Source organism: Actinoplanes sp. CA-051413 (assembly GCF_050955795.1).
In the GTDB taxonomy this organism is placed as follows: Bacteria; Actinomycetota; Actinomycetes; order Mycobacteriales; family Micromonosporaceae; genus Actinoplanes.
In genome coordinates, this window is sequence record NZ_CP192100.1 from 4,367,597 (window position 1) to 4,379,560 (window position 11,964).

The 11,964-nt window shown below is 71.3% G+C and carries 14 protein-coding genes and 1 pseudogene; 6 read left to right on the top strand and 9 right to left on the bottom strand.

What is annotated here, in order from left to right; genetic code table 11:
* Positions 1-6 precede the first annotated feature (6 nt).
* The 3 genes from ACQP2Y_RS20300 to ACQP2Y_RS20310 are packed head-to-tail and all read right to left on the bottom strand — an operon-like array spanning position 7 to position 2,419.
* The gene (locus ACQP2Y_RS20300; RefSeq protein ID WP_433730521.1) at positions 7-1,083 is read right to left on the bottom strand and encodes an amidoligase family protein; all 1,077 of its coding nucleotides are present in this window, start codon (positions 1,081-1,083) and stop codon (positions 7-9) included.
* The gene (locus tag ACQP2Y_RS20305; RefSeq protein WP_433730523.1) at positions 1,080-1,904 is read right to left on the bottom strand and encodes a hypothetical protein; all 825 of its coding nucleotides are present in this window, start codon (positions 1,902-1,904) and stop codon (positions 1,080-1,082) included. Before ACQP2Y_RS20305 ends, ACQP2Y_RS20300 begins: the two co-directional genes overlap by 4 nt.
* Entirely contained in the window at positions 1,901-2,419 is a 519-nt protein-coding gene (locus ACQP2Y_RS20310) for a SigE family RNA polymerase sigma factor (protein ID WP_360553526.1), read from the bottom strand. The genes ACQP2Y_RS20305 and ACQP2Y_RS20310 overlap by 4 nt, the downstream gene beginning before the upstream one ends.
* A 105-nt stretch (positions 2,420-2,524) precedes the next feature.
* On the opposite strand from ACQP2Y_RS20310, the pseudogene ACQP2Y_RS20315 reads away from it, so the two are divergent.
* Both ACQP2Y_RS20315 and ACQP2Y_RS20320 read left to right on the top strand, forming a co-directional pair.
* Positions 2,525-2,782, top strand: a pseudogene (locus ACQP2Y_RS20315) (HAD family acid phosphatase); the annotation flags it as partial.
* A gap of 178 nt (positions 2,783-2,960) precedes the next feature.
* A complete protein-coding gene (locus tag ACQP2Y_RS20320; RefSeq protein ID WP_360553525.1) occupies positions 2,961-3,086 on the top strand; it encodes a hypothetical protein in 126 nt (41 codons plus the stop codon).
* Between the two features lie 9 nt (positions 3,087-3,095).
* Here the strand turns inward: ACQP2Y_RS20320 and ACQP2Y_RS20325 are convergent, their stop codons facing one another.
* Positions 3,096-3,746 carry a winged helix-turn-helix transcriptional regulator gene (locus ACQP2Y_RS20325; protein ID WP_433730525.1) on the bottom strand — a complete coding sequence of 217 codons (651 nt, stop codon included), beginning with the start codon at positions 3,744-3,746 and terminating at the stop codon, positions 3,096-3,098.
* 131 nt (positions 3,747-3,877) lie between these two features.
* On the opposite strand from ACQP2Y_RS20325, the gene ACQP2Y_RS20330 reads away from it, so the two are divergent.
* Positions 3,878-4,489 carry an alpha/beta hydrolase gene (locus ACQP2Y_RS20330; RefSeq protein WP_433730527.1) on the top strand — a complete coding sequence of 204 codons (612 nt, stop codon included), beginning with the start codon at positions 3,878-3,880 and terminating at the stop codon, positions 4,487-4,489.
* Positions 4,490-4,725: 236 nt separating this feature from the next.
* Here ACQP2Y_RS20330 and ACQP2Y_RS20335 read toward each other — a convergent pair whose 3' ends face one another.
* The gene (locus ACQP2Y_RS20335) at positions 4,726-4,929 is read right to left on the bottom strand and encodes a hypothetical protein (RefSeq protein WP_433730529.1); all 204 of its coding nucleotides are present in this window, start codon (positions 4,927-4,929) and stop codon (positions 4,726-4,728) included.
* A 151-nt stretch (positions 4,930-5,080) separates the two neighbouring features.
* Here ACQP2Y_RS20335 and ACQP2Y_RS20340 point away from each other — a divergent pair, with 151 nt between their 5' ends.
* A complete protein-coding gene (locus ACQP2Y_RS20340) occupies positions 5,081-6,010 on the top strand; it encodes a diacylglycerol/lipid kinase family protein (RefSeq protein WP_433730531.1) in 930 nt (309 codons plus the stop codon).
* On the opposite strand, the gene ACQP2Y_RS20345 is transcribed toward ACQP2Y_RS20340, so the two are convergent.
* Genes ACQP2Y_RS20345 through ACQP2Y_RS20355 form a run of 3 tightly spaced genes read right to left on the bottom strand, consistent with a single transcriptional unit; the run spans position 6,007 to position 7,388 of the window.
* A complete protein-coding gene (locus tag ACQP2Y_RS20345) occupies positions 6,007-6,591 on the bottom strand; it encodes a TIGR03086 family metal-binding protein (RefSeq protein WP_433730533.1) in 585 nt (194 codons plus the stop codon). The two genes, ACQP2Y_RS20340 and ACQP2Y_RS20345, sit on opposite strands and share 4 nt — an antisense overlap.
* Positions 6,578-7,060 (bottom strand): SRPBCC family protein, encoded by a 483-nt coding sequence (locus ACQP2Y_RS20350; RefSeq protein WP_433730535.1) that lies wholly within the window; start codon positions 7,058-7,060, stop codon positions 6,578-6,580. Before ACQP2Y_RS20350 ends, ACQP2Y_RS20345 begins: the two co-directional genes overlap by 14 nt.
* Positions 6,993-7,388 carry an ArsR/SmtB family transcription factor gene (locus ACQP2Y_RS20355; RefSeq protein WP_433730537.1) on the bottom strand — a complete coding sequence of 132 codons (396 nt, stop codon included), beginning with the start codon at positions 7,386-7,388 and terminating at the stop codon, positions 6,993-6,995. The genes ACQP2Y_RS20350 and ACQP2Y_RS20355 overlap by 68 nt, the downstream gene beginning before the upstream one ends.
* 143 nt (positions 7,389-7,531) lie before the next feature.
* Here ACQP2Y_RS20355 and ACQP2Y_RS20360 point away from each other — a divergent pair, with 143 nt between their 5' ends.
* Positions 7,532-7,945: a rhodanese-like domain-containing protein gene (locus tag ACQP2Y_RS20360; RefSeq protein WP_433730539.1), complete on the top strand. Its 414-nt coding sequence runs from the start codon at positions 7,532-7,534 to the stop codon at positions 7,943-7,945.
* Positions 7,946-7,995: 50 nt separating this feature from the next.
* Here the strand turns inward: ACQP2Y_RS20360 and ACQP2Y_RS20365 are convergent, their stop codons facing one another.
* Positions 7,996-9,189 (bottom strand): right-handed parallel beta-helix repeat-containing protein, encoded by a 1,194-nt coding sequence (locus tag ACQP2Y_RS20365; RefSeq protein ID WP_433730541.1) that lies wholly within the window; start codon positions 9,187-9,189, stop codon positions 7,996-7,998.
* Between the two features lie 549 nt (positions 9,190-9,738).
* On the opposite strand from ACQP2Y_RS20365, the gene ACQP2Y_RS20370 reads away from it, so the two are divergent.
* Positions 9,739-11,085, top strand: a complete 1,347-nt coding sequence (locus ACQP2Y_RS20370) for a serine hydrolase domain-containing protein (protein WP_433730543.1) — start codon at positions 9,739-9,741, stop codon at positions 11,083-11,085.
* Positions 11,086-11,964: the final 879 nt, after the last annotated feature.

Genomic DNA, 11,964 nt, shown 5'->3' on the forward strand with positions numbered 1-11,964 from the left:
CCGCGGTCAGTGCGGAGCGTCCTCCCGATCGGCCAGCACGCGCGCCGCCAGGTGCAGCAGCTCCTCGACCGCCGCGCCCGGGTCGGACGGGGGAGCGGGCACCGGCTCCGGGTCCACGCAGCGGTCCAGCAGCAGCTCCACCAGGGCGGCGCGGTTCATGACGTCGTCGGCGGTCAGGGCGCCGGGCAGGATCCGGATCTCGATCGTGTCCCGGATCGGGGTGTCGGTGAGCAGCTGGGTCAGGTTCACGTCGAAGAACTTGGTGAGCTTGCCGTCGGCCGCGGCCTTGCGCAGGTCGTCGTACGAGGGCAGGCCGGCGACCGCCTCGACCAGCGGCTCCGGCAGCGGGGCGAGCCTGCGGCAGGCCGGGTTGGTCTGCAACAGCAGCCGCAGCGGCTCGCGCCAGTGGGCGAACAGCCGGACGACGTTGGCCAGGGCGTGCGGCTCCCGGAACGGCGCGCCGTCGACGTGCAGGTGCACGGCGGCCTCGCTCGGAACGGTGAAGCCCAGCTCACGGGCCGGACCGAGGAGCTCCTCCAGCGCGGCGCCGTGGTCGGCGCTCAGCGGTGGCGTGACGATCTCGCACGGCCGTTCCCGCTCACCGCCGTGCGGCGCGGCCAGGGCGATGGTGGCGCCGGAGACGTCGTCCAGCCGGTACACGTCGCCGTACCGGTGGACCTTGCTGCCCCAGAGCTGGGCGGTCGCGTCCAGAGCGGCCCCCAGCGTGCCGCCCGGGTCGCTGTGGTTCGCGAGCAGGTTCAGCAGGCGGGGGTCGTCGCTGAGGATGCGGAACCAGCCCGGCGGCGCGGGGGTGCGCGGGTCGAGGCCCGCCATCAGGGTGACGTCGTCCACCAGCGTGCACAGCGGTGAGCCGTCGGCCCGGCGTACCTCGAAGCCCTGGGTCAGGTGCAGGAACCGGCCCAGGCCCGGGACCAGGGACGGTTCGCTGTCGTGATGCCACACCGGGTGGACCCGGCCGCCGCAGCGGTCGGCCAGGTCCCGCGCGAGAGTCCGCCGGCTGCGGCCCGGCGGGGCCATCAGCTCGATCTCGAATCCCGTACGCCGGTGCAGCGTGGCGGTCACGGCTTGAAGGGCAGGGTGTCGCCGGCCAGCAGCCGCTTGCCACCTTCGACCTTGGCCGCGTACGGGTCGGCGAGCTTCCACAGCTTGGCCAGCTTGACCGCGTCGTTGTAGTCGTACCCGGCGGCGAAGAACTTGTTCACCCGGGCCGCCTCCTTGGCCTCGGCGACGGCGCTGGGCTTGACCGGCAGCTTCTGCTTCGCCAGCAGCCGCTTGCCGCCCTCGACCTTGGCCGAGTACGGGTCGGCGAGCTTCCACAGCTTGGCCAGCTTGACCGCGTCGTCGTAGTTGAAACCGGCGGCGAAGTACGCGTCCAGCTGCTTCTGTTCCTTCGGGTTGATCTCCTCGTCCGGCGCGGGGTCGTCCGGCGTGGCCGTGATCGGCAGCTTCTCGCCGGCCAGCAGCCGGCGTCCGGCCTCGGCCTTGATCATGCCGATGTCGTCCTTCGACCGCCAGATGGCGGCCAGCTTGACCGCGTCCTCGTAGTCGTAGCCCGCGGCGAAGAAGGCGTCGTACTGCTTCTCCAGCTCAGCCCCGGACGACGGCGTGGAGGGCGCGGCCGACGGGGCCATGTTCGGCATCGTGGCGGCGCCGGCGTTGACGGACTCCTGCTTGTGCTGGCCCGGCAGCAGCCCGGGCAGGCTGATCGCCCCGGCGATCAGGCTGACGCCCAGCACGGCGCCACCGGCGGCCTGCACACCCCAGCGGCGGCGCTGGTACGAACGGGACAGCTCCTGCACCCGGCTGTAGACCGCAGCAGCGTCGGGTGCCAGATGTTCATGGGTCTCAAAGGCGTTGCGGAGCTGGTCTCCGTGCTCGGTCACGACTTCTCCTCGGCGTGGATCCTGTGCTGTCGCTCCGACGAGAGCCGGAGCGTCTTGAGCGCCCTCGAAGCGTGGCTGCGCACCGTCGCCGGTGAACAGCCGATCAGATCGGCGATGGCATCGTCGTCGAGCTGCTCGTAATAGCGCAGCACGAGCACCGCCCGCTGCTTGCGCCCGAGCGTCGCCAGGCGGTTCCACAGCTCGTCGGCCTCGACGACGTCGTGGGCGTGGTCGCGTACCCCGCCCCTCGCGTCGTCGATGTCGACCAGCCGTTCCCCCACGGCGTGCACGTTGCGCGCCGCCCAGCTGCGCCGCCACGACAGATACTCGTTGAGCACCATGCGGCGGACGTAGGCCTCGGGGGAGTCGGCCACGTTGATCCGACGCCACCGGACCTGCGCTCTGGCCAGCACCTCCTGGACGACGTCCTGTGCCAGGTCACGGTCGCCGGTGAGGACGACCGCATACCGCAGCAGACTGGGAAGCCGGGCCACCGCGAACTGCTCGAAGGTCACACCCTCTAGGACGGGTGCCGGGTGGTCGGTTGTGCACTCATGATCCGAACTTTTTCCCATGATCCTGGGCTCCCCGCGCCGGCGATGAATTGGTTACGCACGGTGATGGCGGTGCACCGCGCCGCCGACTCTAGAGGTGCGCCGCACCCCCGGGGCCGATCCGCGGGAATCAATCAGGCACGCTCGGCCGGCGCCGCGGTCTTCTTCGTGACCGCCCGGCCGGAGATCGCCGAGGTCGTCACCGAGCTCAACCTGCGGTTGGTCGGCTACCGCACGGCTGACCTCTACACCCGGCCGACGTTGGACCTCAGCGACGACCAGACGCTCAAAACCGCGGCCCGCACCGACATCGAACGGCGCGGCTACCCGATCGTGGCCAACGTCGGCAACAGCGCCACGGACCTCGCGGCGGTCACGCCGAGCGCACGTTCAAGCTCCCCGACTACGACGGCCAGCTGGGCTGACTCGATCGCCGGCGCTGCAACCGTTCTGCTGCCCGGCAGCTCCCGGTGTGCCGCCCCGGGGCGTCCAGACTTGGCCCATGGTCGTCATCAGCCGGTGGAGCATCACCGACAAGCCGCAGGGCCGCCTCGACACCGCCCGCGAACTCGTCGCAGTCTGGGCCGTGCACCTGCACCGGTCCTACCGGCTCATCCGCGGCGCCTGAGCCGCTCGCTCACGCCTCGATCCGGGGCCGCGGGAACAGCGTCAGCAGGCGGTCGGCAGCCTCCCGGTCTCCGCGTACGGTGACCAGCCCCGCGTCCTCAGCGGCGGCCAGGGTCCCCGCACCGAAGATCAGCCCTCGGAAGATCGTCGCGCTCGTGTTGAGCACCGCGTCCGGCGCCTGAGCCGCACCTCGGGTGAGCGTGAACCGGCTGTCGCTGACCTCCGCCACCAGGACGTCGCCGTCGAGCCGCAGCTCGCACTGGGCGGCCCACGTGCCGGCCGCAGCCGCGTCGAAGGTCGTTCGCATCGCCAGGGCCAGCGCGTCCACGCTCAGTGGTGCCGTGGAGGTCGGCGGTGTGCGGCTGCCCCAGCGCCCGAGGGCCAGCAGGACCGGTTCGAGGTCGTGGCCGCGTTCGGTCAGCTCGTACACCTGGGCGCTGGCTGGTGGGCCCAGCTGCCGGCGGCGCAGCACGCCGGCCCGCTCCAGCTCGGCCAGGCGGTGGGTGAGCATGCTCTGCCCGGCGCCGGGCAGGCCCCGGCGCAGCTCGCTGAACCGCTTCGGGCCCAGCAGCAGCTCCCGAACCACCAGCAGGGCCCACCTGTCGCCGACAAGGTCGAGCGCGCGGGCAACTCCGCAGGGGTCGTCATATGTCCGGGCCACGTGTTCATAGTATCGTTACCGCACTGACTGGTACTAAATCAGAACCACGATGCGGAGTGCCGATGTCGACGACCCGTTCGTACGTCCTGGTCCCCGGAGCCGGCGGCAGCGCCTGGTACTGGCACCGTCTCGTGCCCGAGCTCCGCCGCCGCGGCCACGAGGCGATCACGGTCGACCTGCCGGCCGCCGACGACAAAGCCGGCCTGCGGGAGTACGCAAACGTCATCGTCGCCGCCGCCGGTGGCCATCGGCGGGTGGTGCTGGTGGGCCAGTCGATGGGCGGCCTCAGCGTTCCGCTGGCCTGCGACCGTCTCGACGTCGAGGAGATCGTGCTGGTCAATGCCATGATTCCGGCGCCCGGCGAGACCGGCGGCGACTGGTGGGCGGCGACCGGCCAGGAGCAGGCTCGCCGCGAGCTCGACGTGCGCGAGGGGCGCGACCCGGATGCGCCGTTCGATCCTCGCGTGATGTTCTTCCACGACGTGCCGGTGGAGGTTGCTGAGGAGGGCATGGCGGCTGAGCCGGGACAGTCGGGTACGCCGTTTGGTGAGCCGTGGCCGCTTGAGGCTTGGCCGGATGTGCCGACTCGGGTGCTCAGCGGGCGGGAGGATCGGCTGTTCCCGGTTGACTTTCAGATCCGGGTCGCGCGGAAACGGCTGGGGATCACGCCGGAGACCATGCCGGGCGGGCATCTTGTGGCGCTCAGCCGGCCGGGGGAGCTGGCCGCCTGGCTCGCCGGGTGAGTCGGCCGGGGGAGCTGGCCGCCTGGCTCGCCGGGTGAGTCGGCCGGGGGAGCTGGCCGCCTGGCTCGTCGGGTGAGTTGGCAGTCCGGCTCGCGCGTTAGTTCGCCGGCGGGGCCGGCCGTCCGGCTCGCTCGGTGGGCCAGCCGGAGGGGCCGGCGGCTCGGCTCGCCTGGCTTGCCCGTGAGCGTGGCCGTGATCGCCGCTTCCGAGACCGGTTTCGTGGTGCCGAGCGCCGGTCAGTCGGGCGGTCCCACCGGGGCGCCCTGCGCTGCCGGGCTGTCCGCGGCCTCGCCGGGAACGCCGGGGCAGCCGTCCTCCGCCCGGTGCACCTCGTCGTAGCTGAGGTCGCCGGGGTTGCCGGTGTCCGGCTCCGTCATCGCGTCCGGATCCATCGAGCCGGGGTCGGCCACGCTGCTGAGATCGTCATGCGGGTTCGTCATGTCGGCGGCTACCCGGTCCGTGCGGAGGCATACCTGCGCCTGATGATGTTCACCTTCACTTCACCCGGAACCGCGCAGCACCTTGTCGCCACCGGTGGAAGCGGGGGCCTCGGCCGTGCGCCCCTGCCGACCCGTACGGGAAACTGCTCGGATGCGGACCAAGCAGGAGCTCACCGAGGCAGTCAAACGGGACCGGCGGGCGGCGCTCGTCGTCAACGCCCACTCGCGGCAGGGCATGCGGTTGTACGACGCCACCCGTACCCGGCTGCTGGCGGCTGGGTTCACGTTGCTGGACGCGTACCCGGTGGACCGGCCCCGGGAGCTGGAAGCGACGCTCGCCGCTGTCATCGATCGCGGCCCGGATCTGCTCGTCGCCGGCGGCGGTGACGGCACCATCAGTACGGCCGCCCGGCTGCTCGCCCACCGCGACATCGCCCTGGGTCTGCTGCCGCTGGGCACCACCAACAACTTCGCCCGCACGGTCGGCGTGCCGCTGTCCCTCGACGAGGCCGTGGCGACGCTGACCGACGGCAAGGTCATCGACGTCGACCTGGGGCTCGCCGGCGGCACCGCGTTCACCAACCACGTCGGCGTGGGGCTGTCGGCCGACCTGATGCTGTCGGCGCCCCGGCTGCTGAAGCGGGTGATCGGCCGGACGGCGTACCCGATCACGGCTCTGGGGTTGCTGGCCCGGCACCGTCCATTGCGGATCGTCGTGCGCGCCGGCGGGCGGGAGCACACGTTCCTCACGCATCAGCTTTACGTGGCCAACGGCGGTTTCCACGCCGGGCGGCCGATCACGGCTGACGCGCACGCCGACGACCGGCTGCTGGTGGCCTATCCGGTCGGTGGCCGCGGGCGGTGGGGCCTGCTGCGGGAGACGGCCCGCAACGCGGCGACCGGTCACCGGCGCACGCTCGACGACGAGCCGTTCCTGGCGGTCGGCGAACTGTGGGTGGAGACCGACCGCCCGGCCCGCGTCGAGGTCGACGGCGAGCCGTCCGGCCGGACCCCGCTGCGGATCGGCCTGGACCCCAACGCGTTGCGGTTGATGGCCCCGGCCGACACGCGTGACCTTTAGGGCTGGGTGACCCCGCTCCGCCAGGACGGGTCGCGGCCGATGAAGCCCACCAGCCGGGTCTGGACGTCCGCGTCGGCGGGCACCTCGACCCGCGGGCCGTACTGGCCGGAGGAGCGCAGGACCTCTTCCATCTGCTTCATCCCGGCGAGCAGTCCGGCGCAGAAGGCCGGGTCCAGCCGGTCGTCCTGACCCGTGGCCCGGGACAGGTCCCAGGTGTGCATGAACACGTCCGAGGTGTAGAACTGGTCGATCGCGTTGGCCAGCGGCAGGTTGCCGATGTGCGGGTTGCTGAGCTCCCGGTCCGCTGTCGCCGGATCGTCGAGTACCGCCTGCACGCCGTCGCTGTGCACCTGCCACGCGCGGACCGGGTCGTCGTCCACCGATGGGCCGCGGGGCAGGTCGATGCCGGCGCCGGCGGCGAGGAAGCCGGGGAACCAGTCGGTCAGGTGCCGCACGACGTCGCGGGCGGTCCAGCCTTCCACCGGGGCCGGCACGTCCCAGGACCGGGTGCCGCGGACGCGGTCGGTGAAGAGCCCGGCGATCTGCCGGTGCCGCTCGGCGGGGATCTCAGACAGCGCCATCGTGGATCATCCTTTCCAGCTTTGCGTAACCCTGATTGAGGCCGACCTCCATGCCGCTGCGCAGCCACGCGTCGCGGGCCTCGAAGCTGTCGACCAGCGACTGGGTGCGCAGCCGCGTGCGGCCACCGCCCAGGTCCTCGAACCACATCGTCCCCAGCGACACCCCGTCCGGCTCGCCGTCGTAGGTGAAGGTCTGCACGATGCGGTCCACCCGAACCTCGTGGAAGCAGCCGTGGAAGCCGTACTCCGTGCCGTCGCGCACCGAGACGTAGCGCCAGCTGCCGCCGCTGGTGGCGTCCCAGTGCTCGATCCGGGTGGTCATGCCGTCGGGGCCCACCCATCGGGCGAACAGCACGGGGTCGGTGTGCGCGCGGAAGAGCTGTTCAGGTGTGGCTTCGAAGTCACGACTCAGCCGGATCACCGGCACCTTCGGGTCGGCCTCGATCGATGTCTCCATGATCGTGGTCATGCTCGTCTCCTTTCATCGCCGCCAGCACGGCGTCGAGGCGGCGGTAACGCTGCTCGGCGCGGGCCCGGTAGCGCTCGATCCAGGCGTCCATCAGGTCGAAGACCTCGGCCTCGAGCCGCACCGGCCGCGGCTGCGGCCCGCGTGGCCGGCTGACCAGCCCGGCGTCCTCGAGCACCCGCAGGTGCTTGTAGACCGCCTGCAGCGTCATCCTGTACGGCTCGGCCAGCTGGCTCACGGTCGCGTCGCCCTCGGCGAGCCGGGCCACCATGTCGCGGCGGGTCGGGTCGGCGAGGGCGGCGAACACCCGGGTCAGCGTGTCTGTGGTCACGGCCCCCGGCTTTCTGTGTCATGGCCCTGGTTTCAACTCATCGGTTTAAAGGACCGTAGACCGCACCGTGGCCACGCGTCAACCGATCAGTTGAAAGTCCTGCCCGTCGTGCGCCGGCCCAGGGTCGCGGGAATGATCGGAGGATGACGATCATCGAGACGCGGGGAGTGGACGCCCTGCTGACCCGGGCCCGGGCCGGGCTGCGCCGGCTGGACCCGCATGAGACCCTCGCGGCGGTCGCCGCCGGCGCGCTGCTCATCGACACCCGCACCGAGAGCCAGCGCCGGGTGCAGGGCGAGCTGCCCGGGGCGCTGGTGATCGACCGTACGGTGCTGGAATGGCGCCTGGATCCGGCGTCGCCGGACCGGATCCCCGAGGCGACCGGGTACGACCTGCACGTCGTCGTGGTCTGCCGGCAGGGCTACAGCTCCAGCCTGGCCGCGGCCGGTCTGCAGGCGGTGGGCCTGCGCCGGGCCACGGATCTGATCGGCGGGGTGGAGGCGTGGCTGGCCGCCGGTCTGCCGATGGCCGACGGCCCCGCCGACGTGCGTCTGTGAGTGGCGCCTTGTTCCGCCGCTCGACGCGACGGAACGAGGCGCCGCCGGTCTCAGATCCTGGCGCCCAGGTCGGCTCCGTTGGCCGGGCGCAGGAAGGAAGAGGTCGCGATCGCGCCGGTGGCCGTCCGCGGTCCGGTGATCACCGAGCTGTCGGTGCTGGCCAGTGCCGGGACCGAGCTCAGGTTCCACGAGTTGCCGCTGCCGGTCGAGCGGCCCAGCGCCACCGCGGTGCCGTTGCGGACGGACAGGTTCGCGGTGAGCCGGGAGGTGCTGGAGTCCACGTCGAAGCCGGTCTTCGGGTTCGCGTACGCGGTGTTGTGGTCGAAGACCAGCGTGCCCGGGTTGCCGTTGTCGGTGAAGCCGTGCGTGGCGTTGCTGAACGCCATGCTGTTGCGGATCACGTGGTTGGCGGCCGGGTCGGGATCGCCGCCGCCCATCTTGAAGCCGTTGCCGTCGCCGGCGAAGTTCGGGAAGTTCCACCGGTTGAACCCGTTGCCGTACGCGATGCTGCCCTCGACAGTGATGGGTGAGGTGAACATCCAGGCGTCGAACCCGTCGTCGACGTTGTTCCACAGCCGGGCGCCGCGGACCACGTTGCCGGTGCCGCTGCCCTCCTTGATCGCCAGGCCGTCCGCGCTCTCGCCGTTCTTGCGCGGGTCCCGGTTGAGGTAGCTGTCCAGGTTGAGCACCAGGTTGCCGCTCGACGCGCCCTGGATCTGCAGGCCGGACTCGTAGTTGTCGTGCGTCGACAGGCGTTCGAAGACGTTGCCGTTGCACCCGTCGCAGTAGAGCCCGTACGGGCCGTTGACCAGTTCAAGGCCGACCAGGCGCCAGTACGAGGCCTCCATGTGCACGGCACCGCGCTGGGCCCGGGGGACGCTGCCGCCGACCGGGGCCGGCGTGTTGGGCAGGGCCTCGCCGTCGATGACGACGCGCTCGGTGCCGTACCGGGTCAGCGTGATCGGCAGGCTCGCCGTGCCGCTGCGGGTGATCTGGATGTTGGTGGTCAGGGCGTAGGTGCCGCCGCGCACGGAGATGACAGTGCCGGGCTGGGCCAGGTCGACGGCCCGCTGGATGGTGCGCAACGGATGAGCCTGGTCGCCGGCGTTGCTGTCGTTGCCGGAGGTGGCCACGAACAGGGGAGCCGGTGCGGCGGCGGTCGCGGGGGCCGACGGGCCGAGGGTGACGCCGACGGCGGCGAGGGCGACGGCGGCCGCGAGCGCGGCGGTGCTGCGGGCATGCATGGGGAACCTCCGGAGGTGAGGGGAAGTCGTCGAGAGCTCAGCGACGAACGGATCTGCCGCCGCGTGCTGCCCTGGAACGCGGTGGGACGCCCGATGCTGGTAAGCGCTTTCCTGGCGAGGTTAGCCAGGTACCGATCGACTGTCAACGATGTCCGGCCGCCGGCTGCGCGCGCGGCGGTGATCCGAAGAATGTCAATATCGTGCCGCGTTCAAAGGCGACCGGACCCGGTGTGCGACTGATTCGCTGTGTCGTTGATCAGTGCGTCGCCTGATGGATTGGCGACACATATGCCGGCTGAATACGCCCGAATTCCGGATTGGGCACCGCGCCGCCGGGTACCAGGGCCGCCAAGCGAATAGCCGGCCGGTCGAATAGTCCGCCCGGTCGTTGCTCCGGTGGCGCGTGATGCGGGCCGCGGGCGTGCAAGTTGCACGCGAAAGATGAATTTGTTGTCGACGAAAGGACGGACACGTGCGTTCTCGCCTGTCGCGAAGGCGTTCGGTGCCCATTACCGGATCTGTGCCGGCCCGCGGGAATGAGGTTTCCCGATGATCGGTGTGGCATTGCGATCCGCTCTCGACGAGCGAGTGGCCGCGGACATTCTGAACGACTGCGCCCGGCGCCACGGGGTGCCCGGCGCGCAACTGGCGATTCATCAGGGCGGTGCGACGGTCACCGCGGAATACGGCGAGGACGAGTACGGGACCGGCCGGCGGGTCACCCGGCACACCGCGTTCCCGGTGGGGTCGGTGACCAAGGCCGTCACTGCGACCACGGTGCTCGCCCTGGTCGCGGACGGGGACCTGGAACTGGACGAACCGGTCGGCCGGCTGGTGCCGGACCTGACCGGGGCGGCGGCCCGGATCACCGTACGCCAGCTGCTCAGCCACACGGCTGGGCTGCCGTGCGGCCCGGCCGCCGAGGACGCGGCCGGGCTGTCCGTGCCGCGCTATCTGGCCGGCGCCTGCCGTCCCGAGCTGATGGTGCTGCCGCCCGGGACGGGCTTCTCCTACTCCAACGTCGGCTACGTGCTGCTCGGCCGGCTGATCACCGTCGTCACCGGAATGAGCTGGCGTGATGCCGTCTCGTCCATCGTGCTCGAGCCGCTGGGCGTCACCCCCACGCTGATCGGCGCCGGGGGTCCGCACCGTACGGTGGCGATCGGTCACTCCGTCCACGGCCGTACCGGGCGGGTGCGGCCCGTCCGGCAGTCCCTGCCGGAGGCCGAGGCAGCGGCCGGCGCGCTGGCGCTGAGTGCGGCCGACCTGGTCGCGCTCGGCCGGCTGCACGTGGACGACGGTGTGCCCGCTGTGCTGCCGGCCGGCCACGCGGCGCAGATGCGGGGCGTCGTGCCCGGGGTGGTCCCGTTCGGGCTGGCCCGGGGCTGGGGGCTCGGCCTGGCGGCGTTCGGCGTGGCCCCGCACGAATGGTCCGGCCACGACGGCAACGCCGACGGCACGGGCTGCTTCTGGCGCATCGACGCGGACGGCGGCCAGATCGTCGCGCTCACCTGTAATGCCGGTTCGGGCCACGCCATGTGGGCCGATCTGAGCGCGGAACTGCGCCGCGCCGGCATCGCGATGGACGATGCACTACCGGCGGCCGAGGTGCTGTTTCCCGGCACCGCGCCGGCGGAATGCGCGGGCACATATCTCAATGGCGACCTGGAGTATCGGGTAATCGCCGGAGGCCCTTTCGGGCTCCGGCTGAGCATCGACGGCGAACCCGCCGAGAACATTGTCGTTAGGGCCGACTTGACATTCCATCTCGAGGATGCGTCCACCGGTCGGTGGACGCTGGGCGGACGCTTTGTGCGAGATCACCGTACGCGGGTGGTGAACGGTATCCAGGTCGGTGGGCGCCTCGGTGGACGCCGAATCGAGGCGCTGGTCTAGCGGATTTCCCTCCGCAATTGTCGTGCGCCGCGGGACCGCCGCGCACATGTCCCGAGCTCCGCCCATCGTGACCCGAGAGGTTCATCGACGTTGACGAAACATCGCGCGGCACCGGTGTATTCAGCCGAGCAGACTCCGAAGCCGAGGGTGGGTGGGAAACCGCCGGAGACCGCGGAGGCCGAGCAGCTCGACCACTGGAGGCGGCGGTGCGCCGGCCTGGTGCCGCCGCGGCTGCCGGGGCACCGTCGCGGTGATGCCGGTCCGGGGAACTGGGCGCAGGTGCGGTGTGCGGTACCGGCCGGGTCGATCGGCGAGCAGTCGGCCGGGGCGTCTCTGCTGGAGCTCTGCGCTGCCGCGATGTACGTGGTCCTGACCCGTTACGCCCCCGGTGAGGACATCGCCGTTGCCAGTGCTTCCGGCGGAGCGCCGGGCCTGGTGGTGTTGCGGCTGGAGCCGGGTCGTGCCGCGATTCTCGGCGGGCTCGTCGAGGCTGTGCGGGATGCCTTTGTGCCCTTGGCGCGGGTGGGCCTCGACCCGGAACTCGCTCGAGTGGTGATCACAGACGGTTCGTATGCCTCGCCTGCCGAGGCGACCTCGTTGCTCCTGCGAGCCGTGCCGGGTCCGGGAGATGCGGTCGGCATTTCGCTGGAGTACCGGACTGACCGGCTGGCGGCGGATGTTGTGCAACGGATGGCGGGTCATCTGAGCCGCGTGCTGGCGGCTTTCGCATCGCAGCCTGGTTTGGCGGTGGCTGAGCTGGATCTACTTGGGGTGGCGGAACGGCAGGACGTGGTGACCGCCGGTGCCGGCGGTGTTCGGGAGATTCCCGCGGTTACTTGGGCGGCGCTGGTTGAGGCTCAGGTTCGCCTGATGCCCGAG